This window comes from Acinetobacter sp. FB (assembly GCF_056033405.1).
The window spans coordinates 3,015,278-3,041,040 of sequence record NZ_CM148502.1 but is presented as its reverse complement, the minus strand read 5'-3'; the positions used below and the strand labels follow the sequence as shown (position 1 = coordinate 3,041,040).

Annotated in this window: 26 protein-coding genes, 2 tRNA genes and 1 riboswitch; of the genes, 17 read left to right on the top strand and 11 right to left on the bottom strand. The window is 40.8% G+C overall.

The window, feature by feature from the left end:
* Positions 1–72 precede the first annotated feature (72 nt).
* Entirely contained in the window at positions 73–1,785 is a 1,713-nt protein-coding gene (locus AC0JIQ_RS14505) for an electron transfer flavoprotein-ubiquinone oxidoreductase (RefSeq protein ID WP_474202056.1), read from the bottom strand.
* A gap of 187 nt (positions 1,786–1,972) precedes the next feature.
* Here AC0JIQ_RS14505 and AC0JIQ_RS14500 point away from each other — a divergent pair, with 187 nt between their 5' ends.
* The 5 genes from AC0JIQ_RS14500 (at position 1,973) to AC0JIQ_RS14480 (ending at position 6,411) form a co-directional block, all read left to right on the top strand.
* Positions 1,973–2,596: a DUF1285 domain-containing protein gene (locus tag AC0JIQ_RS14500; protein WP_050042092.1), complete on the top strand. Its 624-nt coding sequence runs from the start codon at positions 1,973–1,975 to the stop codon at positions 2,594–2,596.
* A gap of 43 nt (positions 2,597–2,639) precedes the next feature.
* Positions 2,640–3,518: a glutamate racemase gene (murI, locus tag AC0JIQ_RS14495; protein WP_004659185.1), complete on the top strand. Its 879-nt coding sequence runs from the start codon at positions 2,640–2,642 to the stop codon at positions 3,516–3,518.
* A gap of 104 nt (positions 3,519–3,622) precedes the next feature.
* Positions 3,623–4,651: a DUF4062 domain-containing protein gene (locus AC0JIQ_RS14490; protein WP_474202055.1), complete on the top strand. Its 1,029-nt coding sequence runs from the start codon at positions 3,623–3,625 to the stop codon at positions 4,649–4,651.
* Between the two features lie 69 nt (positions 4,652–4,720).
* A complete protein-coding gene (gene hemH, locus AC0JIQ_RS14485) occupies positions 4,721–5,737 on the top strand; it encodes a ferrochelatase (protein ID WP_474202054.1) in 1,017 nt (338 codons plus the stop codon).
* A gap of 29 nt (positions 5,738–5,766) precedes the next feature.
* Positions 5,767–6,411 (top strand): MBL fold metallo-hydrolase, encoded by a 645-nt coding sequence (locus tag AC0JIQ_RS14480; RefSeq protein WP_474202053.1) that lies wholly within the window; start codon positions 5,767–5,769, stop codon positions 6,409–6,411.
* A gap of 27 nt (positions 6,412–6,438) precedes the next feature.
* Here the strand turns inward: AC0JIQ_RS14480 and AC0JIQ_RS14475 are convergent, their stop codons facing one another.
* Positions 6,439–6,630: a DNA gyrase inhibitor YacG gene (locus tag AC0JIQ_RS14475; RefSeq protein WP_005162768.1), complete on the bottom strand. Its 192-nt coding sequence runs from the start codon at positions 6,628–6,630 to the stop codon at positions 6,439–6,441.
* A 91-nt stretch (positions 6,631–6,721) separates the two neighbouring features.
* On the opposite strand from AC0JIQ_RS14475, the gene AC0JIQ_RS14470 reads away from it, so the two are divergent.
* The 4 genes from AC0JIQ_RS14470 to AC0JIQ_RS14455 all read left to right on the top strand — a co-directional run bounded on the left by AC0JIQ_RS14470 (position 6,722) and on the right by AC0JIQ_RS14455 (position 9,695).
* Positions 6,722–7,366, top strand: coding sequence for a class I SAM-dependent methyltransferase (locus AC0JIQ_RS14470; RefSeq protein ID WP_474202052.1), 645 nt, complete (start codon positions 6,722–6,724; stop codon positions 7,364–7,366).
* Positions 7,359–8,549, top strand: coding sequence for a TIGR03862 family flavoprotein (locus tag AC0JIQ_RS14465; RefSeq protein ID WP_474202051.1), 1,191 nt, complete (start codon positions 7,359–7,361; stop codon positions 8,547–8,549). Before AC0JIQ_RS14470 ends, AC0JIQ_RS14465 begins: the two co-directional genes overlap by 8 nt.
* Before the next feature lie 78 nt (positions 8,550–8,627).
* The gene (locus tag AC0JIQ_RS14460; RefSeq protein WP_474202050.1) at positions 8,628–9,038 is read left to right on the top strand and encodes a GFA family protein; all 411 of its coding nucleotides are present in this window, start codon (positions 8,628–8,630) and stop codon (positions 9,036–9,038) included.
* Positions 9,039–9,056: 18 nt separating this feature from the next.
* Entirely contained in the window at positions 9,057–9,695 is a 639-nt protein-coding gene (locus AC0JIQ_RS14455) for a flavin reductase family protein (RefSeq protein WP_474202049.1), read from the top strand.
* 14 nt (positions 9,696–9,709) lie between these two features.
* Here the strand turns inward: AC0JIQ_RS14455 and AC0JIQ_RS14450 are convergent, their stop codons facing one another.
* Entirely contained in the window at positions 9,710–10,042 is a 333-nt protein-coding gene (locus AC0JIQ_RS14450) for a HopJ type III effector protein (protein WP_474202048.1), read from the bottom strand.
* A 127-nt stretch (positions 10,043–10,169) separates the two neighbouring features.
* On the opposite strand from AC0JIQ_RS14450, the gene AC0JIQ_RS14445 reads away from it, so the two are divergent.
* The 3 genes from AC0JIQ_RS14445 to AC0JIQ_RS14435 all read left to right on the top strand — a co-directional run bounded on the left by AC0JIQ_RS14445 (position 10,170) and on the right by AC0JIQ_RS14435 (position 12,001).
* Positions 10,170–11,021 (top strand): DUF2071 domain-containing protein, encoded by an 852-nt coding sequence (locus tag AC0JIQ_RS14445; protein WP_474202047.1) that lies wholly within the window; start codon positions 10,170–10,172, stop codon positions 11,019–11,021.
* Positions 11,022–11,080: 59 nt separating this feature from the next.
* A riboswitch (Fluoride riboswitch) is annotated at positions 11,081–11,147 on the top strand.
* A gap of 131 nt (positions 11,148–11,278) precedes the next feature.
* The gene (crcB, locus tag AC0JIQ_RS14440) at positions 11,279–11,659 is read left to right on the top strand and encodes a fluoride efflux transporter CrcB (protein ID WP_004659163.1); all 381 of its coding nucleotides are present in this window, start codon (positions 11,279–11,281) and stop codon (positions 11,657–11,659) included.
* A 15-nt stretch (positions 11,660–11,674) separates the two neighbouring features.
* Positions 11,675–12,001: a DUF190 domain-containing protein gene (locus AC0JIQ_RS14435; protein ID WP_474202046.1), complete on the top strand. Its 327-nt coding sequence runs from the start codon at positions 11,675–11,677 to the stop codon at positions 11,999–12,001.
* A 101-nt stretch (positions 12,002–12,102) separates the two neighbouring features.
* Here AC0JIQ_RS14435 and AC0JIQ_RS14430 read toward each other — a convergent pair whose 3' ends face one another.
* Complete coding sequence (locus AC0JIQ_RS14430) at positions 12,103–12,357, bottom strand: type B 50S ribosomal protein L31 (RefSeq protein WP_005218504.1); 255 nt, start codon at positions 12,355–12,357, stop codon at positions 12,103–12,105.
* 139 nt (positions 12,358–12,496) lie between these two features.
* Positions 12,497–13,792 carry an ABC1 kinase family protein gene (locus AC0JIQ_RS14425; protein WP_346511292.1) on the bottom strand — a complete coding sequence of 432 codons (1,296 nt, stop codon included), beginning with the start codon at positions 13,790–13,792 and terminating at the stop codon, positions 12,497–12,499.
* Between the two features lie 138 nt (positions 13,793–13,930).
* Here AC0JIQ_RS14425 and AC0JIQ_RS14420 point away from each other — a divergent pair, with 138 nt between their 5' ends.
* The gene (locus AC0JIQ_RS14420) at positions 13,931–14,278 is read left to right on the top strand and encodes a hypothetical protein (RefSeq protein WP_474202045.1); all 348 of its coding nucleotides are present in this window, start codon (positions 13,931–13,933) and stop codon (positions 14,276–14,278) included.
* Positions 14,279–14,385: 107 nt separating this feature from the next.
* Here AC0JIQ_RS14420 and AC0JIQ_RS14415 read toward each other — a convergent pair whose 3' ends face one another.
* Both AC0JIQ_RS14415 and AC0JIQ_RS14410 read right to left on the bottom strand, forming a co-directional pair.
* On the bottom strand, positions 14,386–15,747 hold the full coding sequence (locus tag AC0JIQ_RS14415; protein WP_474202044.1) for an MATE family efflux transporter: 1,362 nt from the start codon (positions 15,745–15,747) through the stop codon (positions 14,386–14,388).
* 30 nt (positions 15,748–15,777) lie between these two features.
* Positions 15,778–16,239, bottom strand: coding sequence for a DMT family transporter (locus tag AC0JIQ_RS14410; RefSeq protein WP_474202043.1), 462 nt, complete (start codon positions 16,237–16,239; stop codon positions 15,778–15,780).
* Between the two features lie 116 nt (positions 16,240–16,355).
* On the opposite strand from AC0JIQ_RS14410, the gene hemW reads away from it, so the two are divergent.
* Positions 16,356–17,510, top strand: a complete 1,155-nt coding sequence (gene hemW, locus AC0JIQ_RS14405; RefSeq protein ID WP_474202042.1) for a radical SAM family heme chaperone HemW — start codon at positions 16,356–16,358, stop codon at positions 17,508–17,510.
* Between the two features lie 124 nt (positions 17,511–17,634).
* Here hemW and AC0JIQ_RS14400 read toward each other — a convergent pair.
* The 4 genes from AC0JIQ_RS14400 to AC0JIQ_RS14385 all read right to left on the bottom strand — a co-directional run bounded on the left by AC0JIQ_RS14400 (position 17,635) and on the right by AC0JIQ_RS14385 (position 23,333).
* Positions 17,635–17,710: transfer RNA gene (locus AC0JIQ_RS14400), tRNA-Lys, on the bottom strand.
* A 21-nt stretch (positions 17,711–17,731) separates the two neighbouring features.
* A tRNA-Lys gene (locus AC0JIQ_RS14395) sits at positions 17,732–17,807 on the bottom strand.
* A gap of 120 nt (positions 17,808–17,927) precedes the next feature.
* Positions 17,928–19,769 (bottom strand): long-chain-acyl-CoA synthetase, encoded by a 1,842-nt coding sequence (locus AC0JIQ_RS14390; protein ID WP_241283324.1) that lies wholly within the window; start codon positions 19,767–19,769, stop codon positions 17,928–17,930.
* Positions 19,770–19,958: 189 nt separating this feature from the next.
* Positions 19,959–23,333 carry an Rne/Rng family ribonuclease gene (locus tag AC0JIQ_RS14385; RefSeq protein WP_474202041.1) on the bottom strand — a complete coding sequence of 1,125 codons (3,375 nt, stop codon included), beginning with the start codon at positions 23,331–23,333 and terminating at the stop codon, positions 19,959–19,961.
* A gap of 380 nt (positions 23,334–23,713) precedes the next feature.
* Between AC0JIQ_RS14385 and AC0JIQ_RS14380 the strand changes: the two genes are divergently transcribed.
* From AC0JIQ_RS14380 to AC0JIQ_RS14370, 3 genes are all read left to right on the top strand, one after another.
* Complete coding sequence (locus AC0JIQ_RS14380; RefSeq protein WP_004659153.1) at positions 23,714–24,061, top strand: hypothetical protein; 348 nt, start codon at positions 23,714–23,716, stop codon at positions 24,059–24,061.
* 62 nt (positions 24,062–24,123) lie between these two features.
* A complete protein-coding gene (locus AC0JIQ_RS14375) occupies positions 24,124–25,056 on the top strand; it encodes an RluA family pseudouridine synthase (RefSeq protein WP_474202040.1) in 933 nt (310 codons plus the stop codon).
* On the top strand, positions 25,053–25,727 hold the full coding sequence (locus AC0JIQ_RS14370) for an HAD-IA family hydrolase (RefSeq protein WP_474202039.1): 675 nt from the start codon (positions 25,053–25,055) through the stop codon (positions 25,725–25,727). The genes AC0JIQ_RS14375 and AC0JIQ_RS14370 overlap by 4 nt, the downstream gene beginning before the upstream one ends.
* Positions 25,728–25,763 lie beyond the last annotated feature (36 nt).

Here is a 25,763-nt window from a genome sequence, read left to right as displayed (position 1 = left end):
AAAATACCATTCTGTATTGTTTATTTAGAAATTAAAAAGCCTCAATAAATTGAGGCTTTTTAATACTAACAATTACATGTTTGGATAGTTTGGACCACCACCACCCTCAGGGGTTACCCAAGTAATGTTTTGTGAAGGGTCTTTAATATCACAAGTCTTACAGTGTACACAGTTTGCTGCGTTAATCTGGAAGCGCTTAGAACCATCATCATTTTCCATGATTTCATAAACACCAGCAGGGCAGTAGCGCTGAGCAGGCTCATCCCATTTCGGTAAGTTTACATTCACTGGAATTGATGGGTCTGTTAGCTTTAAGTGAGCAGGTTGGTTCTCTTCATGCACTGTATTTGACACGAACACTGAAGATAAACGGTCAAAGGTCAACTTACCATCTGGTTTTGGATAGTTTGGTTTGAATGTCGATGCATCTACAGTTTTAAGTGCAGCAAAGTCTTGTTTTAAGTCATGTAACGTAAATGGTACTTTAAGGATATTTTGATCGATAAAGTTAAATGCGCCACCAATCCATGTACCAAACTTATGCATCGCTGGACCAAAGTTACGTGCTTGATATAACTCTTCTTTTAACCAAGAGTTGTTATATTTATCTGTATAAGCAGTTAACTCTTTAGCAAAATGATCATCGCCTTCAAGTACACGAGCAATGGCAAGATCACCACCTTTCGCTACACCAGCAGCGATAGCTTCAAATACAGCCTCGCCACATAACATGCCTGACTTCATTGCAGTGTGTGAGCCTTTGATTTTTGAGAAGTTCAAGAAACCAGCATCATCACCGATCAAGCAACCGCCTGGGAATGTTAGTTTAGGTAAAGAGTTGAAACCGCCTTTCACTACCGCACGCGCGCCGTAAGAAATACGCTTACCACCCTCTAGGAATTGCTTAATCGTTGGGTGTGTTTTCCAACGTTGCATTTCCATGAATGGATACATATGAGGGTTTTCGTAAGATAAGTCTACGATCATACCCAAAGTTACTTGGTTGTTTTCAGCGTGATATAACCACCAACCGCCTGCAGAACCAGTCTCAGACAAAGGCCAACCCGCACCATGCATTACAAGACCAGGCTTGTGTTTTGCAGGATCGATTTCCCAAAGTTCTTTGATACCAATACCATAATGTTGTGGATCAGCATCTTTATCTAAGTTGTATTTAGCAATTAAACGCTTACCGAGGTGACCACGGCAACCTTCAGCGAATAATGTATATTTCGCATGAAGTTCATAACCAGGAGTAAAGTTGTGTGTTGGCTCACCATTTTTGCCAATACCCATATCACCTGTTTGGATGCCTTTTACAGTACCATCTTCATGATAAAGTACTTCAGATGCAGCAAAACCAGGGAAAATAGAAACTTCTAATTCTTCAGCTTTTTGACCTAACCAGCGAACAACGTTACCAAGAGAAATGACATAGTTCCCTTCGTTGTGCATTGATTTAGGAACCATCCAATACGGCATCTTTTGTGCTTTAGTATCAGATAATAAGAAATAAGTTTCGTCATCCGTTACAGGTACATTGAGTGGCGCACCTTCTTCTTTCCAGTTCGGGAACAATTCATTCATGGCACGTGGTTCAAGTACAGCACCAGAAAGGATATGCGCACCTACTTCAGAGCCTTTTTCAACAACACACACTGAAAGGTCAGGTAGGTTGTTTTCAATCGCTAATTGACGAATTTTAATCGCAGCAGATAAACCCGCAGGCCCTGCGCCTACGATCACTACGTCAAACTCCATCGCTTCACGTTCGATGTGTTCCATGTAGGACTCCTCATATTTTTAAGGGTGGCAACCGTAATATTGCGATTCGGTGCTGCCATGAGTGTTCTGAATTGCCAAACACAAATGCTATTATTGTGCTTGCAAACGTTTGGGATAGTATAGTTTTAAACCTTGGGCTCGCCAATTGGCTGAGCGGTCATATTTTCTCGTCAGCAAGGCATAAACTATGATAAATGAAAATGATTCTTCACAAAACCCTTTAGAAAATCAGGGAAAAATCATGTTTTCTGATGATAAAAACTTAATGAACATTTCACAATACTTAAAAGATGTACAGCAAAGTCACAAAAGGTCAATTCCACCTTTAGACCAATGGCATCCAAAGCATTGTGGTAAAATGGATTTGAAAGTAAAAGCCAATGGTGAATGGTGGCACGAAGGTCAATTGATCAAGCGGCAGGCGCTATTGGATTTGTTTACTAAAGTGCTTTGGAAAGAAGAGGGTAAATTTTATCTTAAAACACCTGTAGAGCAGATTGAAATTGAGGTAGAAGATGAGCCTTTATTAATCAATCATGTGGATCAAATTGAAATCGATGGAAAATCTTATTTGCAAGTCTCTACAACCAATCAGGACGTGGTGATTGTGGATGAAACACACCCTATTTTTATGCGTGAATATGCAGGTGAATTACGCCCATATGTACATATACGTTTTGGTATCAATGCTTTAATCCAGAGACAAAGTTTTTATCATCTTGTGAACTATGGTTCTTTGTCTGAAAATGCTCAAGGTGAGGCTGTTTTAACGTTAAAAAGTGGTGATTTGATCTTGCATTTGAGCACCTGAGGTTTAAGCTTAAAAGATTAGATAAATTAGTGCTCACGTGTGTATGACAGCTGTTCAACCTATGCCTCTCTTATTGGATCCTATGCCACACGCATCTGCTGATGCGCCAATTGGGGTTTTTGATTCGGGTATTGGTGGATTATCGATTGCACAAGAAATTGCACAACATTTACCGAATGAACGCATTCTTTATTATGCAGATACAGCGCATGTTCCCTATGGTGCGCGTTCAGATCAAGAGATTCGCAAGCTTACTGCTCAAGCAATTGAGTGGTTGTATCGACAAGGTTGCAAAATTGCAGTTGTCGCTTGTAACACTGCTTCAGCTTTTAGTTTGGATTATTTGCGAGATTATTATGGTGAGCGTTTTCCAATCGTAGGTTTAGTTCCTGCGTTGAAGCCTGCTGTGATCCAAACCCAATCTAAGGTTGTAGCAGTGTTAGCAACACCAGCAACTTTTCGTGGTCAATTGATTAAAGATGTCATGCTCAAATTTGCTGAACCTGCTGGGGTGAAAGTTCTCGCTGTAACCAGTTTAAAATTGGTACCTTTTGTAGAGTCAGGCCAGCAAATGAGTCAAGATTGTTTGAATGTATTGCAAGAGATTTTACAGCCTGTTGTTGCTCAAGGTGCGGACTTTTTAGTGTTGGGTTGTACCCATTATCCCTTCCTAAAAGATGCGATTCGTCAGGTTTTTGGTGAAAAGTTAAAGTTAATTGACTCTGGGCAAGCGGTTGCACGACAAACAGCATATATTTTGATAAAAAATAGGTTATTATGTGACAAAATAAGTCATAATATTACACGTATTGAATGTTATGTCAGCGGTAATAATGCGATTGAGTTATCATTAGTGCTCAAACATCTAGTACCAGAACAAATAACATGGACGATTCGCAATTTGGATGAAATTACTGCTTAAGTGCGTAAAATCTAATCATATTTGTGGTTTTATCTAGGTTATCTATTAATAAAATTTAAGCAAAATAGCTTAAAATTATTGATCAGTGAATTGAGGCTTAGCCTATGCAAGATACCCGTTATCAAGTGTTTATTTCTACGTCTGGCAATGAAATGCAACCAGAGCGAGCAGTCTTGACTCAAACTTTGGTTGGGATGGGTTTCTTTTCGTGGGGCTTAGAACAGCGCACACCATTAAGTACCTCTATTGCTCGTCGTCAAATAGATGACTGTGATTACGTCGTAATCTTATTAGGTAGCCAGTATGGCGAACAATCCGTTTCAGGTGTCGGTTACATGCATTTGGAATATATTTACGCCATGACGAAGCAGAAACCTGTGATTGTATTCATGCATGAAGATCCAGAATCACGTGATGCTGTATTACATGATCATAAATTAGAATTAAGAGAAAAATTCAAAGAGTTTAGAAAACAGCTTCAACATGAAGTTGATCAAGTTTTTACTTATCGGACTTTGCGTGATTTAGAACTTGCGGTACGTTCGAATATGCCGCAAATGTTAGAGCGTTATCCTGTGGTCGGTTGGGTGCGTCCGCAAAATACGCAAGTTTTACAAGATGAAATTGATAGTTTGCGTGCAAAAGTAAAACAACTTGAAACTGAAGTTGGAAGTCGAGAAGTAGATCCGATTGCAACTGTTCCAAAGGTATCAATGCATGAGATTTATTCATTTGAATATCGTATGCATGCTTATCAAGATGGTAATTTCAAAGAAATTAAACCATTTCGTAAAATGACATGGGCACAATTGCTGAATGTGTTAGGTGCCTCATTTGTAATTCCTACGCCCGAAGAATATTTTTCTAAACGTATGAATGAATTTTTAAATGAAACAGGTCTTGATGATGCACGTGTAGAAATGCCACGAGCGCATGCTGTTTCTCGCGCGCAAATTAATATTCGTGCACTCCATGAAATTAAAACACAAATGCGTCAAAATGAATGGATTGTACCAACTGGTCGTGATGATCGCCAAAGGATGTTATGGCAATTGACCTCAAAAGGGCAGAAGTTGTTAGAAAGTAACATTTTGGATAGTAATCGGGTTTTTCAATTTAAGACCATGCATTAATTCAATTTAAAAAATAATCATAAAACTGCTAAAGTAATTGAAGAAATTCAGCTATAGCGGAAGCGATCTATGTCAGCTACACCAAAACCAAAAGTGACTGTGGTTTTAGCAAATTTAGGTACGCCAGACGAAGCAACTGTCCCAGCAGTACGTCGATTTTTAAAACAATTTTTATCCGATACACGTGTAATTGAAATCCCGAAACCGATTTGGTGGATTATTTTACATTTATTTGTATTGACATTCCGTCCTAAAAGAGTGGCTGAAGCTTATGCTTCCGTATGGTCAAAAGATTCACCAATGCGAGAAATTGTGCTTGAGCAAACTGAATTGGTGAAGCGACGTTTACAATCGGAAAATCAGCATTTTGATTTGACGGTTGTTCCTGCTATGACCTATGGGCAACCCAGCATATATGGTGTTTTTGAGCAGCTTGAAAAAAATCCACAAGAGCACGTTATCCTTTTACCTTTATTTCCGCAATATTCCGCAACATCAACAGCACCCCTTTATGATGCTTTTGCAAAATGGATTCCTAAACAACGCCATTTACCCGGTCTGACGTTAATCAAAGATTATTATCAACATCCTATGTTTATTCAAGCATTGGCGGATAGTGTTGTCGCTTATCAAGCCCAATATGGTAAACCTGAAAAATTATTGATGTCTTTTCATGGTATCCCGCAGCCTTATGCGGATAAAGGTGATCCCTATGCTGATCGTTGTTGTATGACAGCGAAACTTGTCGCTGAAGCATTGCATTTAAATGAAGGCGAATGGGCAATTAGTTTCCAATCTCGCTTTGGTAAGCAGGAATGGGTCAAACCATATACGGATGTGGTTTTACAGCAGTGGGGTGAGCAAAAAGTTAAATCAGTGCAAGTGTTGAGCCCTGCATTTTCGGCAGATTGTTTAGAAACATTGGAAGAGTTGGCCATCCAGAATAAAGAACTGTTTCAACATGCGGGTGGTGGGGAATATGCTTATATTCCTGCTTTGAACAGCGATCAAGCGCATATTGATTTGCTTGCTAGTCTAGTTCAGGCTAATCTTGATGCCCTCACTCATACCTTAGCCCATCGTTAAATTGACGTTTTATTTCGCCAGAGGTTTTTATGCTGCAAGTCAAAATTGTACCCGTTACTGCATTTGCCCAAAATTGTTCTATTCTTTGGGATAGTGAAAGTAAAGATGCTGTTTTGATTGATGCAGGTGGCGATGCCGCTGTACTCAAACAACAAGTAGAAGCACTCGGTTTAAATGTTAAAGCACTTTGGTTAACGCATGGGCATCTTGATCATGCAGGTGCGGTGGGTGAACTTGCTGAGACATGGAATATTCCAGTGATTGGGCCGCATAAAGAAGATCAATTTTGGTTGGATATGATTCAGGAAGTTTCAGCACGCTATGGTTTCCCGATCCCACAGCCTGTCAAAGTCGATCAGTGGTTAGAGGGTGGCGAAATGTTGAAACTGGGTGAGGATGAGTTTGAAGTCCGTTTTGCGCCAGGGCATACGCCTGGTCATGTGATGTTCTATAATGCCAAACATAGTTTGCTATGGACCGGTGATGTATTGTTCAAAGGTTCGATTGGACGTACTGACTTTCCGAAAGGCAACCACCAACAACTGTTAGATTCAATTCAACGTGAATGCTTTAGCTTACCTGATGAAACTCAGTTTATCTCAGGTCATGGACCGATGAGTACCATCGGCTATGAAAAACAGTTCAATCCTTTTGTGGCAAGCAAAGCGGGTTAACCACGACATCTTCAACGAAGAAGATGATTAATCTTCATAATCATCTTCTTGGCGTTGCAAGCCTGATTGAGGGGCATCTTGAGTAGGTAATTTGTATTCATCGCTCGCCCAAGCCCCAAGATCGATTAGTTTGCAACGCTCTGAGCAAAACGGACGAAATTCATTACCTTCCCAAGTGCTGGCTTCACCACAACGAGGACAGGGAAATGTACGTGGCATAGAAAATTCCTAAAACATAAAATAAATAGATTAGGCAAAAGTAAAGTGAGTTGTTAGACTTATGCCGATTTCTAGATAGTTTGATGAGATTATGTCGATTCGTCAATTTCAAGCACAACGTATGCAAGCCCCTCGTGATTTTATTGCCATTCCTAGTACACCGATTTGTGTCGAAATTGGTGCTGGAAAAGGCAAACATGCCTTGTTGTTTACGGGGCAAAATCCGCAAACCACGTTATATGCGATTGAACGAACCAAAGAAAAATTTCTGGCTATGCAAAAACAGCATCAACTAGAACCGCGTGAATATCTCAATCCGATTCATGCCGATGCTTTACCTTGGATTGTGCATGCCTTATATCCTGCACAGGTCGAACATTTTTTTATTCTCTATCCAAATCCAGAACCGCATAATCCTGCACAACGTTGGCTGAATATGCCATTCTTTGAGTTCCTACTTTCTCGTCTTCAGTCCAATGGCTCGATTACGCTCGCAAGCAATATTCCTGAATATATTGATGAAGCTGAACAGCGGTTGATTGAGCTATGGAAACTGCCATATGAAAAGCAGAAAATTGCAGTAGATTCCGCACGTACTCATTTTGAAATTAAGTACTTAGAACGTGGTGAATTGTGCCAACAATTGATCATTCGAAAACCAGAAGGCTATACAACCCGTTTTGATGATTTTGCACCTTTGCAAGGGCAGAATATTCAAGAGAACCTTGATGTCTAAACGCATTGCGATTATTGGTGCAGGCCCAGCGGGCTTGATGGCTGCTGAAGTGCTGAGCCAATACAACTATCAAATTGATGTGTTTGAACAAAAGCCTTCCGCAGCGCGCAAGTTTTTAATGGCGGGCAAAACAGGTTTAAATATCTCACATGCTGAGCCTGTAGACGTATTTATACAACGCTATGATCGTACGGATTGGTTGAGCCCTTGGGTGAAGCAATGGGATGCTCAGTGGATTCAAAATTGGATGCAAGGTCTAGGGATCGATTCCTATGTCGGCAGTTCAGGGCGTGTGTTTCCAGTAGAAATGAAAGCGGCACCTTTACTTCGTGCTTGGTTAAAACGTTTGATTCTGAAGGGCGTAAAATTCCATTATCGTCATCGTTGTGTGGATTTATCCAACAATCAACTCACGATAGAGAATCAGACTCAGCAATTTAGTGCAACTTATGACGCGATTATTTTGGCCTGTGGAGCAGTGTCATGGTCACAATTAGGCAGTGATGGGGTGTGGCAGCAATGGCTTTCTACCGATGAAATTGAACCATTTCAGGCTAGCAATGCTGGGGTGCTGAAACAATGGTCGCCGTTTATGCAAGATTGTTTCGGTCAGCCACTCAAACGTGTTGATGCGTGGGTGAATACAGAAAGCAAAACGCATGGTGATATTGTGATTACTCACTATGGTTTTGAAAGTGGAGTGATTTATAAGCTGGGGCGTGATTTAAGAACACAGCTGAGCCAAAAGCAAAACCTAAAACTTCACCTAGACTTACTTCCAGATCTCAGTATTGAACAATTAGAAAAGAAATTACAGGGCAATAAGAAGCAGTCACTTACTAACCTTTGGCGTAAAGCAGGGTTGGATCAGGTCAAAATTAATCTGCTTCGGGAAATCGTTGATAAAAGCTTATGGTCAGATGCCAAGCAAATGGTGCAGCAGATCAAGCATCTCAGTATTTCTTTAGATGGCTTCCGTCCAATCGAAGAGGCAATTAGCTGTGCAGGCGGGGTCAAGCAAGATATTTTATCTTCACAACTGCAATTGAAATCTAATCCTTATGTGTTTTGCTGTGGCGAAATGCTGGACTGGGATGCACCAACAGGCGGATATTTGCTGACGGCTTGTTTTGCCACAGGGCGAGCAGCAGGGCAAGGCGTACAACATTTTTTAAGCAGATAAATACGCTGTTTTGTACTTTGTTTGATATGTGAATAGTGTTAGTTTTGAGTAGTCAATAAATATAGGATGCATGATGTTATGTCTGAACAATCGCCAGTATATCAAGGGAGTTGTTTATGTCAGGGCATTCGCTACGAAATTCAGGGTGAAATTGGTGAGATAGTTCAGTGCCATTGTCACCGTTGCCGTAAAGCTAACGGGACGGCTTATGCCACCAACGCACCGATTAGTAGTAGAGATTTTAAAATTATACAAGGTGAGCACCTCGTTAAAAAATTTGCTGTTGCAGGTGTTTATCGCTGGTTTTGTGGCGAATGTGGTTCACCACTCATTAGCTCACGTGATATGCAACCAGAATTGTATCGTTTAAGAATTGGTACATTGGATACACCTTTACAGCAAAAACCAAGCATGCATATTTTCGCGGCGTCAAAAGCAGAATGGGACTGCATTACAGATGATTTACCACAATATACCGAACGTCCATAAGTAGGTAGTGCAACTATCATGATTTTTGAAACCTCCGAGTTAGATGCCAATCAGATCTATCGTTTGTTGGTTGGGGGAATTACGCCTAGACCCATCGCATGGATCAGTACAATTTCTGCTGGTGGCGTGGCCAATATAGCCCCTTATTCATTCTTTAACGTTGCGAGTTGTAATCCTCCCATCCTTTGGTATTCGCAAGTCAATCCAAGAGATGGGCAAGATAAAGATACTTTGAGGAATTTAATCGAGACGCAACAATGTGCGATTCATATTGTAAATTCACACCTACTTGAACAGATGAATTTATCTTGTGCTTTATTGCCCCCAGAGCAAAGTGAGTTTGATTTTGCTGAGATTGAGTCTGAACCGAGCCATGCAGTCACAGCCTTGGCAGTAAAATATGCACCAGTGCGTTATGAATGCCAATTAAGAGAGGTGATTCAACTCAGTAGCTTAGCATCTGGAGGTACAGTCGTATTGCTGGATGTCAAATCGATTTATGTCGATGATCGGTTGTGGGATGGGCAGATGATTGATCAGCAGCAACTCGATAGTGTTGGGAAAATGGGTGGCGATTTTTATAGTTTAACAACAAATTTATCTAAACTGGTTAGACCCAACATTACAATAGAAAATGATGATAAAAAAGGAGGTTAAAGACCTCCTTTATCTTATTTTGCAGTCAGTGCTTTACCTTCAAACTTCACGCCATCCCAACCATTTTGCATAAACTGACGGATATTTTGATGATCTGTTGCTTCAGGTGTCGCTAATACAGATGCATAATGTTCCGCAAATAAACTGAGCGTATCCGCTTGATTTAAGCCTTCGATTTGAGCAAAGCTGAGGACTTTTGCGCTGCCTTGGTTTTCGGCTTCAGCATTTGATTGTGCGCCATTTTGAAAGGCTGTTGGCGTATGTTGATAACGCGCTTCAATAAATGCCAATACGTCTGCAAACTTTGCTGAACCATCTTTAAGTTGTGCCAATAAGCTTTGAGCCATTTCAAAATTCCATGTTTGATGAAGTAATGCCAGCATCATAACATTTAAAATACAGCATCGCATTTGAACTGGACGTTGTAATCTTGGCAGTTTATGCTCAAAGCGAGCATGAATCTTTTGAATAATAATGAATAGACACCGTTTAAAGTGGTCCTCACCATGGTCTACATTGCGATTTTTCGCGCCGATATTAAGTTGTCGTTTTGTTTTGCAACTCCGTCGTATGATGATGCGCATACTTCCTTTTATGCGTTTACAAAGTCAGGTGAGCAATGTGGTTTATTTGTCTTGGTTGGTGGATGCTGAGCAAGTTCGCCAGCGTTATCCAGATCCTGTTGTGTTGTGGGAAAAGCAGGGCAAAACTATCTTTACTATTTTAACTTATCAGCACCAGCATTTTGGCTTTACTTTTCTTGGAAAACTACGCCAGCTAATGCCTTCACCTCGGCAAAGTAATTGGCGCTTTTATTTAAATGAATCAAAGCCCAAGACCGTAATCTTTGAACAAGTGATCGTTGATCAAGCTTTGTATGCGATCGGTGGTCGCCTTGCCAGTGATGTGATGCCTGCGCAATGTGCGCCAAATTTTCAGCATCAACGAGATGAAAACGCGATTCATACTTGTATTCGCATGGATGAAGATTATTCTTTTAGTAGTGATATACACATCACCATGCAGAAGCGTTTACCTGAGGCTTGGCAAAGCTTATTTTCCTCATGGGAGGAGGCCGTTCAATTTTTGGTGGATCAAGATCATGCGTGGGCTGAATGGGTTGACCAACCGACTCAGATGTCGCAAGGAGATATCAACATGCCTGTGCAATTTCAACAAATTCAGGCTGCTGAGATCGATAAATTACAGACTCCTCAATTGTTGCAACAATTTGGTTTAGATGATAATGCCACAGCTTTTACTTTTGTGGTTCCTAAACTGGAGTTTTACGTGGTGGGAGAAAAAGTATTGCCAGAATCTCAATAAATTGTGGATAACTTTGTGTTTATACACAGCAGTTGAGTTGTCTAAAAATTATGTTATTTTAGAACAAAGGAGATGGCATTCCTCCTATTGCAAACCGCCGTTTTGGCTAATGATGCCTACGTTACCCTGAACAGGGGCGTAGGTTTGTGCGTGCTCTGTTCCCATTTTGGAGTTCGCAAATGAAAAATCTTCAGAAAATTAGCTATAAACTCATGCTGAATATCATTTTAGCTCCAGCGCAGTGTGTGGAGTAAATCATGTACTATCCTTTACTCTCAATCGCACTTGGCTCGGTATTAGGTGCATGGTTGCGTTGGTTTTTGGGTTTAAAGCTGAATCCTATTTTCCCCAATATTCCTTTAGGAACGGTCACCGTCAACTTTGTTGGTGGCTTTATTATTGGTTTTGCAATTTCCTATTTTTCTCAAAGCTCATTGAGTCCCAATTACAAACTGTTCGTGATCACGGGCTTTTGTGGTGCATTGACCACGTTCTCAACATTTTCGGCTGAGATTATTACCTTATTGCAAAGTGGTAAATTGGGTTATGCCTGTGCTGCGATTTTGATTCATGTGCTTGGATCATTGCTGTTTACCATCTTAGGTATGAGCTTGCATCAATGGCTTAGTGCTACATAGCCAAGGAGTGATGAAATGAATGGATTTTTAATTACTTTTTATACAACACAAAACCATAATGTTCAGGGGCAACCGATTAGCGAATGGTTGTTGGCAGTCGCAAGTCAAATGAGTTTGCGTGGGGCGACAGTATTAGCGGGTTTGGAAGGTGTTGATCATCAAGGTTTATTTCATTCTGCTCGTTTCTTTGAATTAGCGGATCGACCTATACAAATTCAATTTGCAGTAAGCTCTGAACAGTCAATCGAATTATTGAGTTATCTGAATAGTAAAGAGATTTCTTTATTCTATGTGAAAACACCGATTGAATTTGGCATGGTGGGTAAATCAACTGATCGCTAGGATGTATAGAATCTAGACATAAAAAAAAGAAGTCTAAGCGGAGGAGATATAACCTTAGACTTCCAATATTAATAGCTTAATGAATGAAACTTAAAGCAAGATTAACCTTTGCGATTAAAACGTGCAAAGCGTTTGTTAAAGCTGGCAACACGACCTTCATTACTTGCTTGGCGTACTTCACCTGTGTAAAACGGATGCGATGCACTTGAAATATCTAGGGTAACGTATGGATAGACTTTCCCTTGATATTCTTTGCTTTGTTTGGTCTGTAGTGTGCTACCAATTAAAAAGTAGGCATCAGCATTGGTATCATGAAACAAGACTTGTTGATAAGCAGGATGGATATCTTTACGCATTTTAAATGACTCCTATTTTTAGGATATGTTATAACATAACAATATATAGAGTCAATTCTAATGCTTTCAAGTGAGTGATCTATAAATTGTAGGTAAAATATTTCACCCACCTTTTATTCAAAATAAAGGGGGTGGTTTTTTAGTAATTTGGAACAAGCTCTTCAAATAAATCATTTAAATTGTCGTGAACTTTAAGGTGAATCAAGTTCCAATAATGTCCTGAAATCGTACGATTGACCATGAGCGTATCTGGAGAGGGTTTAAATACATCCCAATATTTCAGCGATTTTTTAACAAGTCGCATTCCATCGTGATGCGATGAATTTTCGGCAAAGTCATAATGTGTACTTAACGGGCGTAATAGAATTTCAATCCATTGCGTGTACAGTTCAGTTGGAAATTTCTGCTTTTCAGCAATCGAATGCAGTTCAACCAATAAATCTTCAACCTGAGCAATATCTTCTTGGCGAGCTGCATTGACCAATGCTTTAAAGTGTTGAATGATTTCAGGGGATAGTGTTTTGACGCTACCGTAATCATAAATAATCACACTGCCATCTTCACGGAAAGCGAAGTTGCCCGGATGTGGATCACAATGAAAACGCTTCAAGAAAAACATTTCTTGTCCTAAAGCGCGAATCAAACGACGACCGATTTGATTACGGGTTTCAACTGACCATGTACTTGCAGTTTCAATGGAATCACCTTGTTCAAGGCTTAGCGTCAGTACGCGGCGAGACGAATAATCCTTATAGACGGTTGGTATGATGATTTGATCATCCAACTTCTCATGAAAAATTTTAAAAACCTCTAGGTTTTGTGCTTCGATTTCGTAGTTCAATTCAGCAGAAAGGCTGTCCTGAATTTCTTGAAATAGTTGATCTTGTAGCTTCTTATCAATCTTAAGTACGCCCATTAAGCGTAATGCGAGGCGGACTTGCTTTAAGTCACTTTCACAAGCTTGGTCAACCCCTGGATATTGTACTTTCACCACAACTGCTTGCCCATTTGGAAGTACCGCACGATGTACTTGACCAATCGAAGCTGCTGCAAATGGTTCGGTTTCAAAAGAGCTAAAAATTTGGTTTAAGGGTTTGCCTAACTCTTTTTCGACTTGCTGCTGGATCGCAGTAAAAGGCATGGCAGGGGCTTGGCGTTGTAATTTAGCAATTGCTTTCGCCACTTCGGGTGGAAAGATGTCTTTATACTGTGAGGCAATTTGCCCGACTTTCATCACAGCACCTTTCATTTCACCCAATGTATCGGCAATCTGTAAGCCAATATCTTGAAATAGTTGGCTGCGTGCTGCGTTTTTTTGTTCTTCATCTGCCGTGAGATTACGAATGGAGTTAGCAACGCTTTTGCTGGCAATACTTGCGGTCATACCAGCCAGTTTTAAAAAACGTCTACTGGGAGAGCTTGCATGCTTTGCCATATTCGCTTGACCTCATTCGATTCAGTTTCAAAGTGATACCCTGATCATAGGCGACAAAACTTAAATTGCCTATAACAAAATGTTAAGTCGTGTAATAAGATATTTAGATGTTCTATAAATATAAGTTTTGATATATAAATGCCAAAATCGATCTGGAAATTACATGTCAATGCTACATCAGAACGTTCTGCTCAAAAGATCATACAGCAATGTATAGATGTATTTGAAAGAGTACCAATAAGCTTAAAGATTGAAAAATATAATAAAGGCGGTTACATGGCAACGTTGGAATTTGGACATGAGGAAAAGGCTATTTGGTCAGCACTCGTGATTGAAGTGATTGCACTTGGTCAACACTTAGGGAGTGGTTGGAGTATGTATGGCAATATTAATGATGATCCCAGTGCCGTTTTAAGTAAAAGCATGGGTAATCATATCCGAGTAAGTGGCGTTGACTGGGCTGATTGGTTATTACTCAAAGATTAACTGTAAAGGTGATAATCATCTACATAGGCGAACGCAGTTCGCCTGTACACATATGACGATGGTAGGGGAGAACTGTGTTCTCCCTCGATATTGCAAGCAGATCTTTCCTAAAGCTTAGCGTTAATCATTTGTCCTAAACGTTTATTGTTTAAATATAAACGACCAATTAAGAATACACAGGCAATGCTTAAACCGATAATCAATCCTAACCAAACACCTGCAACCCCCCAAATCGTATAACGCGCCAGATATAAGCCTATTGGGAAAGCAATGACCCAGTATGCCATAAGGGTAATCCACATTGGTGCTTGCGTGTCTTGCATGCCACGTAGGCAGCCTGCAGCGCTTACTTGCCAAGCATCCATTAGTTGATACGCCATCGCGAACCACAAGAGATACATCGCGACAGGAATGACATGAATATCATTGGTATAGATTGCCACGATATAGGGGCGCGCTACGGCAATCAGTGTCATGGTCAAAGCAGCAAAAACGGTTGCGCTAATCAAGCCTACTTTTTGAACTTGGCGCATCGCATACCAATTTTTCTCTCCATAATAAGTGCCCACACGAATCGTGAGTGCAATAGCAAGAGATAATGGGATCATAAATAATTGTGAAGTCACAGAAATTGCAATCTGATGCGCCGCAATCGCATTTTCACCGAGTGGGCTCAGGACAATCGCGCCTGTACTGAAAATACTCACCTCAAAAAATACAGCTAAACCAATCGGCAGACCCAGCTTTAAGATGCGTTTTACCCATACAGGATCAATTTTTTCCCATTTTGTGAAAATGGGCGCTTGTTTATAAGCCTTAGCTTTTGAAATATAAATCGCCAGTGTAATAAACATCAGCCACTGTAAGATTGCTGTTGCAAAGCCACAACCCGCACTCCCTAAAGTAGGAATAGGTCCAAAACCGTACATAAAAATAAAGTTCAGTGGAATCAGGACCAATAAGGCAATCAAGCTAATTGCAGTCACAGGTCGTGGATGTCCTAAGGCTTCAGAATAACTACGTAATGCTGCGTACATCATCACCGCAGGCATACCAAAGCCAATCGCATGTAAAAATAGGCTTGCTTTGGGTAGTAAGCTTGCAGGTACTCCAAAGAGAGGTAAAAACATCGGCATACATTGCAAAATCAACATAGCAACGATGCCGAGGATGACCGCAACCCATAAGGATTGACGTGCAATAGTCGGAATTTTCTCTGGTGTTCTTGCACCGCGTGCTTCAGCGACTAAAGGCGTTGTGGCAATCATGATTCCTGCAAATAACAACATAATTGGAATCCATAAACCAACACCGACAGCAATCGCTGCCAAATCAGCAGCAGAAAGATGACCTGCCATGATGGTATCAATAAGACCAAGCCCAGCTTGAGCAAATTGGGTGATTAAGATCGGAAACATTAAATGAAATAATTGCTTAAGTTCAAACCGCTTGGTTGTCGCGTGAGACACAAAAAATACTCTTATTGAATTGAGGGAGAATTAGCGTTGTAGAGTGAATATCACACCAATAAAAATGACAATACTGCCGACAAGACGTTGCCAATTAACAGGTGTTTTTTCTGTACCTAACCAGCCGAAATGGTCAAGTAACATTGAAATGGCCAATTGGCCGAAAATAACTAAGCCTGAAAAAGTTAAAAAACCTAGTTTGGGTGCAGTATAAATGCTCATGCTGATGGCATAAACCCCAAGACATCCACCCACCCACAGAAACCATGGAATTTGGGATAGTTCTCCAAGACTAGGTTTTGCTGTGCTTTGAAAATAAACCATACATGCAAGCACAACTGTCCCTACCAAAAAAGATAATAAGGCAGCTTGAAGAGGTGAGTGTAAATGTTCTCTAAGTTGTGAATTAATTGCAGTTTGAAATGCCATTGCAATACCGACACCTAATGCAAGAGGAAGAATAAATAGCAATTGGCTGGTAATTTTGATCATTTTATCAATCTAATTGTTCTTCGTTGTTTCAGTCTAACCGAATAGTGAAGTGATGATAATAAGCGGATTGATAGAGTCATGTTAAAATAAAAGGGTTCTGTTGTTGAGCTTCTATTTTGAGTCATTTAAATCCAGCAAATATTCCACTTTCACTTTATATCCATATGCCTTGGTGTGTGCGTAAGTGCCCTTATTGTGACTTCAATTCACATGCTGTTCCTGATGGGAAATTGTCTGTGGATTTAGAGCAACAATATCTTGAGGCACTGGTGGCTGACTTTGAGACTCAAATTGAAATGGCGCAAGGTCGGTCAATTCATAGCGTATTTATTGGTGGTGGAACGCCGTCTTTAATTTCAGCACAAGGTTATCAGTGGTTATTTAGTCAATTAAAGGCGCGATTAGACTTTGAAGTAGATTGTGAAATCACATTGGAAGCCAATCCTGGAACAGTTGAACATGATCCATTTGCGGATTATCTTGCCGTTGGCATCAATCGTTTATCATTAGGTGTACAAAGTTTTGATCCTGAGCATTTACAGCGACTGGGTCGTATTCATACAGCGAATAATGCTTTAGATGCAATCCAACAAGCGCGTCAAGCAGGCTTTGAGCGCGTTAATGTTGATCTCATGCATGGTTTACCACAGCAAACGCAAGAACAGGCTTTAAAAGACCTTAGATTAGCTGTAGAACATGGTGCAACACATATTAGTTGGTATCAACTGACTATTGAGCCAAATACGGTGTTCTTTAGAACCCAACCCGTATTGCCACAAGATGAAGTTTTAGAACACATCCAAGAATTGGGTGAAGCTTATTTAAAAGCGAATGGTTATATCAATTACGAAGTCTCAGCATGGCGTAAAGAAAAACCCTCAGCACATAATTTGAATTATTGGAAATTTGGTGATTACTTAGCGATTGGCGCAGGTGCACATGGCAAAGTGACTCGCCCAGAGGGTATTTATCGTTTTCAAAAGACGCGGCTGCCAAAAGATTATTTGGCTAAAGTACCTGCTGAACATGTGCAAATGAAACGTATCGAAGCAGATGAATTGCCATTTGAATTTATGATGAATGCTTTGCGTTTAAATGATGGGATAGATGCAGAATTTTATGCTCAACGCACAGGGCTTGATTTGCAAGATATCAATGAGACGCTGAATCAATTACGTGACAAAAAACTTTTGGTCGCTGATGTGAATCGAATTGCTTGCACAGAGCAGGGACATATCTTTTTAAATTCGGTGTTGGAAAGTTTTTTATAATTTAGGTGTAAGATTGCTTTGAGCAAGGATGCTTAAAGTAATCTATTAGTTGTTGTCATCTTTTAGAAAGATAGTTCGCACAAAATAAAAAACCTCATCATTTATGATGAGGTTTTTTAGAATCTGGTGGGTCGTCCGCGACTCGAACGCGGGACCAACGGATTAAAAGTCCGCTGCTCTACCAACTGAGCTAACGACCCATAAGGGTTCAAAACATTAGATGGTGGGTCGTCCGCGACTCGAACGCGGGACCAACGGATTAAAAGTCCGCTGCTCTACCAACTGAGCTAACGACCCATCTCGTTTTGATGTTGCGTATTCTAGCAACTTATTCAGCTAACACAAGAGGAAATTTAAAAACATCTGCATGATTGTTTATAAAAAGCACGATTTCCTCTTGTTTAGCTAAAAAATAAACTAGAAACGGTACTGATAGCTTTGAATGTTATCAAAGATTTCAGTATTTACATCACTATAGCTGTTTGTGCCTGGTAATAAAACCAATAAACGTTCAGATGTTTTGCTCGGATTAAATGAGTCTTCTTTCAGTTTATTTTTTTGGTATTTAAATGTTCCAGTTGTTTCTACTTTGGCTTGAATGCGTAAAAATACTGGAATTGCATATGATGGTAAGCATTTTTTAAATACATTCACCATAGCGCTTAGATCAGTTTCGTTAAGCTCTGCACCATCAACCAAAGTAATTGCCGCCATACCTGCACGACCATTGGTATTTGGAATCTCTACCCCATATACCACAGCTTCCGCGATCTTTTCATATTCGCAGACCATGTTTTCAACTTCAGTTGTAGAAACGTTTTCACCTTTCCAACGGAAAGTATCACCTAAACGGTCTACAAACTGCGCATGACGGAAGCCGATGTCACGAACCAAGTCTCCAGTATTGAAGTATGAGTCACCCTTGTTAAACACGTCTTTTAAAATCACAGATTTGTTTTTTTCTGGGTCTGTATAGCCATCGAAGGGTGATCGGCTAGTGATCTTACCAACGAGTAAGCCGACTTCACCTGTTTTGACTTTTTTACAGTTGCCTTTCTTATCGCGAACCAACTCATTCTTTTCTTTATCGAATTCAACAATTGCATATGGAGTAGGAGAGAAGCCAACTGTATTGTCAAAGTTAAAGATATTACTAAAACCAACATTGCCTTCACTTGATGCATAAAGTTCAAGTACTTCTTGCACGCCAAAGCGTTCTTTGAACTTACCCCAAATGTTTGGACGCATACCGTTACCAATCATTTTGGTGACACGATGAGCACGATCCTGTTCAGTTGCAGGCGCATCGATGAGGTAACGGCAAAGCTCGCCGACATAACCAATCGCTGAAGCATTAAACTTCTGAACATCTTTCCAGAATGCGCTAGTTGAATATTTACGACGTACTGCAAGTGTTGCGCTACCTGCAATTACACCACACCAGCACACCACAACTCCCGTTGCATGGTAAAGCGGTAAGGTAACGTACATAACATCATCTTTACCGAGGTTAAGGATATGTCCATAGGTACCGTAAGCTAGAGTCCAACGGCTGTGTGTGAAAATAACAGCTTTTGGTAGGCCCGTTGTACCAGAGGTATAGATATAAAATAAGCCATCTTTACCCGTTACTGTACGCGTTGTAGATGGATTAAATTTTGGAAATTGATCAATTTGTTGTGCCAGATTCACATAACCCTTAGGTGCAATGCCTGCATTTTTTCGTGTTTCTAGATCAGCAAACCAGTGGAAACGATCTTGTGGCACTTTTAATTCTGGGCGAGCTTCATCAATCGCAGCACGGACTTCTTCACCTGCAATCACTGCAATTGGATTAACCAAATTAATGCTATGAGCAAGGACCTTACCGACTTGTGATGTGTTTACGAGTGCGATCGTGACACCAATTTTAGCTAAAGCAACAATCGTAGCAATCAGTTCAGGACGGTTTTCAACCATCACTGCAATTACATCACCTTTTTTAGCACCAAGCGATAAATAGTAATGCGCAATTTGGTTAGCCCATTCATTCAGTGCTTGGTAGCTGTAACTTTGATCTTCAAATAACAGTGCGATGCCTTGAGGGTTACGCTTGACTGCTTTTTCAAAGGCAATGCCTAAACCAGCAGGTGAAGTTGGCGTTCGTATATATGCTTGTTTAAGTCCATTGAGGATATGAGGTACTTTGGTGATGAAGTTTGGAAGTCTAGTAGCAACATCACTAAGGGTAATAATATCGGTCTGCGTAGTTTGGCTCATATCAATCCTGTTTATTTTTCGATCAGTCCAAAAATGGCTATCTGTTAGAACACAACCATTAACATCATTGTTGTTGATGCTGTTTTTACTGGTAAGTTCCTAGAGCAATCAACCTAATCTGACAAAATAACAAAAAAGCCTAGTCATCGAAATGACTAGGCTTTGCCTTATTGAGTGCAATTTAGCAAATTATTCATTGCCAGTTGTGCTCTTTTTAGGTGGTCTTCCACGAGGGCGACGAGGGCGGCTAGATTTTTCCTTTTCTGCCTTCGCTGCATCATCCTCTAGTTCTGCTTCAGTCGGCTCAGCTTTTTCAACAGCTTGAATAGTTTCAGTCGTTTCAGAAACCACTTCAGCTACGATTTCAGCTTCAGCTGTTTCAGTCGATGTTACTGGCTCAGAAGCTTCAACGGGTGCAGCTTCTGCTGGCGTAACATCAGTACTGTCTAGTTCTAATGGTTGTTGCGCTGGAGTGGTGGCTGTGGCTACTGTTTCATCTGCAACAATATTAACGACTGTTTCTGGCGCTTCTTCTTTCGATTCAGTGTTTTCAACAGGTACAGCAGTCGTATTTGCAGCGATATGAGCTTCCTTAGCTTGTTCAGCGGCAAGTTTAGCCAAGCGACGACGTTCGCGTGGATCATTTGCAACACGAGTAACAGGTGCTTCAGGTGGAGTTAGTGCTAATACAGGTGCAGGTTCAACTTCTTCAGTTTGCTTTTGAGTTGGAAGCTCAGCATCACGGGTTACGGGACGTTTTTCTTCAGCAACAGTTTCAACCACTAAAGTGTTTGCATATTGTTCAGCAAACTTTTGTAATGCACGATTAAATGTTGTCACTAAGCCGAATTGCTCAATCAAAATAGTACAGTCTTCACCATATACATGACGAATCAGACTACTCATCGTGTACTGAGCTAACGTTGGAATTTGCGACGGTACAACTTTAGGCACAACGGCTTTAGGCGATGATTGTGAATCACGATGACGACGACGTGAACGTGGATCATTGCTAGCACGTTTTACAGGTGCTGGAGCAGCTTCAGTTGAGGTCACTTCTTCAACTTCTGTAGCCACTTGTTCTGTTTGGACAGGTTCAAGGACTTCAGCTTGCTCTACAGCAACAGGTGCTGTTTCAGTTTTTGTAACTGGATTAGCCTGTTGTTGATTTAATGCAACAATTTCACTCTGGCCTTGATCAATATTTACGATCAACGCTGTGTTCATTGGTTCTGCGCGAGGTGCATCAATCACATCAACTTTAATTTGTTGAGGATTCGCTACAGTTTCAGGTGTAGCCGCAGCAGTTTCATTTAAAACACTTTGGTCACGATGGCGGTTTGGTCGATTTGGACGCTGTTGGTTATTGCGATCACGACGTGGCAACGCGTTTGTATCATTACCATGTCCAGCATCTTGGTGCTGCTGTTGGTTTTGATGTTCTTGTGGTTGCTGACGTTTTTGCTGACGCTTTAACTCACGTTGTTCTTGACGTGATGGTTGCTCTTGACGAGAAGAAACTTGAACATTTTCTTCCTGCACTTGATTTTGTTGTTCATGTGCATGTGAATGGTGTTCACGTTGTTCTTTATGTTTACGTTTCTTTGGATTTTGCGATTGATTTGGGCGATGAGCTTTTTCATCTTTCTCAAATGTTTCGCGCGCTTCTTGTTTCACTGGTGATTGTGAAATATAAGCATTATTTACGGCTGGTGCTGCAGTTTCAGTGATAGCAGCAGGTGCATTCACTTGACCAAATTGACCACGGCTTACAGCACCATTATTTACCATTTGCTCAATGGCTGCTGCTGCATTTTGTGCAGAACGCGCTTGGTCAGTGGTTTGTGCTTGTTTTTGAACAAATAAGTTTTCTAACCATGCACAAGGGCTTGCTGACTTTTGTGCAACAGCTTGTTGTGCTTGCTTAGGTTGAGCAGCTTGTTGTTGAGTTGCTTTCTTTTGCTGTGCAGCTGCATTATTTTGTGCAGGTGCTGCATGGTGATGCTCTGCTTCTTCTAAATGCCATTCAGAAGATTCATACCCCAATTCTTTTTCACTTGAACGGGTTGCTTCAGTACGTTCATAACTTGATGGAGCAAAGCCATCAGGATTGTACTGGATTTGATAATGTGGTGTTTCTAAGTGCGGGTGAGGCAATATGGTCACACGAACATTTGATGTTTGCTCAAGATATACCAGACTGTGGCGCTTTTCATTTAATAAGAATGCTGCGATTTCAACTGGAACTTCAACTTGAACTTCACCTTGACGCTCACGTAAAGCAATTTCTTCAACTTTACGCATGATTGAAAGTGAGAGTGAACGTAAGTCACGGACCATACCTGTGCCATGACAGCGTGGGCAAACGTAGCCAGTCGCTTCTTCTAAAGAAGGGCGTAAACGTTGACGGCTCATTTCCATGAGGCCAAAACGTGACAGTTGACCGAATTGAATACGCGCACGATCGCTTTGCGTTGCTTCACGTAATTTCGCTTCGACCATACGTTGGTTACGGTCTTTGGTCATGTCGATAAAATCGATCACGACTAAACCACCAATATCACGTAAACGAAGTTGACGTGCGATTTCTTCAGCTGCTTCCAAGTTGGTGTTTAACGCAGTTTCTTCAACGTCATGGCCACGTGTTGATTTCGCCGAGTTAATATCGATTGAAACCAATGCTTCGGTTTGGTCAATCACGATTGAACCACCAGACGGAAGTTTAACTTCACGTTCATAAGCGGTTTGGATTTGGCTTTCAATGCCGAAATGAGCAAATAAAGGCTCATTCAAGGTATAAGTTTTTAACTTATCAAGTTGACGTGGCATGACTGCTTTTACGAAGTTATAGGCTTCGTTATAAGCTTGTTCACTATCAATCAGGATTTCTGCAACATCATCACGTAAGTAATCACGGATCGCACGTGTCACTACACCTGCTTCTTGGTGAACTAACATTGGTGATGGGCCAGAACCTGCTGAACCTTGGATTTGAGCCCAAAGGTCAAGTAAATGTTGCAAATCAAGTTGCAATTCTTCTTGTGTACGACCAATACCCGCAGTACGAACAATGACGCTCATTCCACGAGGTACATTTAAAGAAGATAGAATTTCTTTGAGTTCTTCGCGCACAGAACCTGAAATCTGACGGCTAATACCGCCACCTTTCGGGTTGTTTGGCATAAGTACTAAATAACGGCCTGCAAGAGAAATAAAAGTAGAAAGCGCAGCACCTTTGTTGCCACGCTCTTCTTTTTCAACTTGAACCAATAATTCTGTGCCTTCAGTGATGAGTTCACGAATATTTGAAGTTTGACGAGGATCCGCTTTGAAATACGAGTTTGCAATTTCTCGCATAGATAAAAAGCCTTGACGCTGTGCGCCGTACTCAACGAAAACTGCTTCTAAAGAAGGTTCAACGCGAGTGACATGACCTTTATAAATATTTGATTTTTTTTGTTCACGAGTACGATTTTCTAAATCGAAATCGTAAAGACGATTACCAGTAATCAGTGCAACGCGAACTTCTTCGGCGTGGGTTGCATTAATCAACATACGTTTCATGGGTGTGACACCTAATAGTGATGCACACAAACAACCAGCCCGATACTTTTGAGCAAACATCAAATTGGCGCGATCAAGATTCAGAAGCAGCTTTGTACATGATGCTCTGAAACCACTGACTGTAAATATTCAGTTTGTGCTTTGATACGTTTATTTCGATGTCAGCAATAGTGCCTTAATCTTCAGTCTAATGATATTTCATCCATGTTTTGCATCTGTGAAATATCGTTAGACCCAGCATAATCAAAGTTCCTAGACGCTTCACTGGCGGGTGAGCGGTGCATTGGATGGTGACTTTCACTGTCATTAAGCATTGAAGTCGATCCATCTGGAAGTCTCGTGATACGGAATGATCATCGTATCTCTGCTTAGCAGTTCCAATGCATCAACGCTTTAGCCTGAATGCGACATCAGGGAGCAAATTGTCTGATGTGGATCAGTTTACGTTTAATAACCAACAAATTTGTTGGCAACATATTTTTTCTGAACAAACTGTATGTGCTGATGCACAATTAAACGCAACAGTTTGCCATTTTGCCGATATAATAAGCCTTCGGCGTCGGCATAATTCTTTAGGACCTATCCGAGTTATTGGTGAATATCTCGTCGATTTAAAATTTTATCTAAATAAAATTTCTGATCTGATGCTCACTTACGGTGGTATCCGTGCGCTGAATATATCAAACCTTGCGGCATCTGCCTATGGGCTAAGTTTAGGTTTCTTGTGAAATAACTTAGCTAAATGATCAATTTTTAATCATATTTAGCAAATCTTGGATTAATCGAGCGTATGAATTCTACACAACAATGGCAAAGTGTCACTTGGTTTGACGTGGATGAGCATCAAGACGGGCAGCGAATAGATAATTTTTTATTTACCCGATTAAAAGGTGTACCGAAGAGTCGAATCTACCGTTTGATTCGTGAAGGACAAGTACGTGTAAACAAAAAAAGAATAAAAGCAGAAACGCGTTTGAATATTGGCGATCAGATTCGTGTTGCACCAATTCGTTATGAACAAAAGGATGAAAGCGCGGCACCAGTGAGTGATGGCGTGGCGCAAAGCCTGCTTAGTCGTGTGGTTTACGAAGATGAAGGCTTATTAGTGGTGAATAAACCGTCTGGGATTGCCGTCCATGGCGGCAGTGGTGTGGCGTATGGTTTAATCGAAGCCTTGCGTGCCGCGACAGGTAAAAAATACTTGGAACTGATTCACCGCATTGACCGCGACACTTCGGGCTTGGTCATGATTAGTAAGAAACGTAGTACCTTAAAACTGCTTCAGGATTTACTACGCGAGCATAAAATTCAAAAAACGTATGCGGCGATTGTCAAAGGACAAGTCAGTTTGGATCAGCAACTGATTGATGCGCCCTTATTGCGTTATGAGTTGGCCAATGGCGAACGTCGTGTTCGTGTGACCAAAGAAGGCAAGCCAAGCAAGACCAACTGGAAAGTGGTTGAACGTTTTAAGACAGCGACTTTGGTACATGCTTCGCCGCTTTCGGGACGTACCCATCAAATCCGTGTACATGGTTTAAGTATTGGTCATCCTTTAGTTGGGGATGATAAATATGGACATAACACAGACTATAAAGGCCCTGAAGCACGTCGTTTATGCCTACATGCCATGCGTTTAGACATTCCAAACTATCCAAGCATTGAAGCGCCAATGCCAGAAGATATGCAACAAGTGATCAATGAATTGAGAAAGCAGAAATGATTCAAAATATCGAACTTGTGATTTTTGACTGGGATGGCACTTTATTCGATTCGGTTGGGCAAATCGTAGCAAGTCTGCAATATGCAGCACAGCAATTTGAACAACCTTTAACGGATGATGCCGCAAAAAGTATTATTGGCTTAGGTTTGCCTGAAGTCATGCAAATCTTATTTCCGCAGGTTCCAGATTTGCAGCAAGATATTTTGCAATGCTATGCAGATCATTATGTTGCAAATTCAAAAGGCGATGCATGGTTTAGTGGTGTAGCAGAGTTGTTGGCTGACTTAAAACAACAAGGGATCAAGCTTGCAGTTGCGACGGGTAAAAGTCGTAAAGGTTTAGATCGTGTATTAAGTCAAACCAATAGTCATCAGATTTTTGATATTACCCGTGCAGCAAGTGAAACCAAGTCTAAACCTGATCCATTGATGTTGCAGGAGATTCTTGCTGAGTTGGATGTAGCAGTTGAATGCGCCATTATGGTGGGGGATACCAGTTACGATTTAGAAATGGCAGAAAATCTGAATATGCCACGTATTGGCGTCAGCTATGGGGTGCATAGTATTGAAACTTTGCAACAATACCAGCCTTTAACGATTGCCCATAATGTGCAGGATTTACATGCTTATTTGCAAACTATCTTAGAACGTGCAGCGATTACTGAAAGTTAAGCGATTCACATTATTTGCAAAGATAAGATGGTGAGA

Bases quoted from the DNA above. Each gene is read 5' to 3' on its own strand.
- AC0JIQ_RS14505 (WP_474202056.1), bottom strand. From the start codon at position 1,785: ATGGAACACATCGAACGTGAAGCGATGGAGTTTGACGTAGTGATCGTA.
- AC0JIQ_RS14500 (WP_050042092.1), top strand. From the start codon at position 1,973: ATGATAAATGAAAATGATTCTTCACAAAACCCTTTAGAAAATCAGGGA.
- murI (WP_004659185.1), top strand. From the start codon at position 2,640: ATGACAGCTGTTCAACCTATGCCTCTCTTATTGGATCCTATGCCACAC.
- AC0JIQ_RS14490 (WP_474202055.1), top strand. From the start codon at position 3,623: ATGCAAGATACCCGTTATCAAGTGTTTATTTCTACGTCTGGCAATGAA.
- hemH (WP_474202054.1), top strand. From the start codon at position 4,721: ATGTCAGCTACACCAAAACCAAAAGTGACTGTGGTTTTAGCAAATTTA.
- AC0JIQ_RS14480 (WP_474202053.1), top strand. From the start codon at position 5,767: ATGCTGCAAGTCAAAATTGTACCCGTTACTGCATTTGCCCAAAATTGT.
- AC0JIQ_RS14475 (WP_005162768.1), bottom strand. From the start codon at position 6,630: ATGCCACGTACATTTCCCTGTCCTCGTTGTGGTGAAGCCAGCACTTGG.
- AC0JIQ_RS14470 (WP_474202052.1), top strand. From the start codon at position 6,722: ATGTCGATTCGTCAATTTCAAGCACAACGTATGCAAGCCCCTCGTGAT.
- AC0JIQ_RS14465 (WP_474202051.1), top strand. From the start codon at position 7,359: ATGTCTAAACGCATTGCGATTATTGGTGCAGGCCCAGCGGGCTTGATG.
- AC0JIQ_RS14460 (WP_474202050.1), top strand. From the start codon at position 8,628: ATGTCTGAACAATCGCCAGTATATCAAGGGAGTTGTTTATGTCAGGGC.
- AC0JIQ_RS14455 (WP_474202049.1), top strand. From the start codon at position 9,057: ATGATTTTTGAAACCTCCGAGTTAGATGCCAATCAGATCTATCGTTTG.
- AC0JIQ_RS14450 (WP_474202048.1), bottom strand. From the start codon at position 10,042: ATGGCTCAAAGCTTATTGGCACAACTTAAAGATGGTTCAGCAAAGTTT.
- AC0JIQ_RS14445 (WP_474202047.1), top strand. From the start codon at position 10,170: ATGAATAGACACCGTTTAAAGTGGTCCTCACCATGGTCTACATTGCGA.
- crcB (WP_004659163.1), top strand. From the start codon at position 11,279: ATGTACTATCCTTTACTCTCAATCGCACTTGGCTCGGTATTAGGTGCA.
- AC0JIQ_RS14435 (WP_474202046.1), top strand. From the start codon at position 11,675: ATGAATGGATTTTTAATTACTTTTTATACAACACAAAACCATAATGTT.
- AC0JIQ_RS14430 (WP_005218504.1), bottom strand. From the start codon at position 12,357: ATGCGTAAAGATATCCATCCTGCTTATCAACAAGTCTTGTTTCATGAT.
- AC0JIQ_RS14425 (WP_346511292.1), bottom strand. From the start codon at position 13,792: ATGGCAAAGCATGCAAGCTCTCCCAGTAGACGTTTTTTAAAACTGGCT.
- AC0JIQ_RS14420 (WP_474202045.1), top strand. From the start codon at position 13,931: ATGCCAAAATCGATCTGGAAATTACATGTCAATGCTACATCAGAACGT.
- AC0JIQ_RS14410 (WP_474202043.1), bottom strand. From the start codon at position 16,239: ATGATCAAAATTACCAGCCAATTGCTATTTATTCTTCCTCTTGCATTA.
- AC0JIQ_RS14390 (WP_241283324.1), bottom strand. From the start codon at position 19,769: ATGAGCCAAACTACGCAGACCGATATTATTACCCTTAGTGATGTTGCT.
- AC0JIQ_RS14385 (WP_474202041.1), bottom strand. From the start codon at position 23,333: ATGAAACGTATGTTGATTAATGCAACCCACGCCGAAGAAGTTCGCGTT.
- AC0JIQ_RS14380 (WP_004659153.1), top strand. From the start codon at position 23,714: ATGCATCAACGCTTTAGCCTGAATGCGACATCAGGGAGCAAATTGTCT.
- AC0JIQ_RS14375 (WP_474202040.1), top strand. From the start codon at position 24,124: ATGAATTCTACACAACAATGGCAAAGTGTCACTTGGTTTGACGTGGAT.
- AC0JIQ_RS14370 (WP_474202039.1), top strand. From the start codon at position 25,053: ATGATTCAAAATATCGAACTTGTGATTTTTGACTGGGATGGCACTTTA.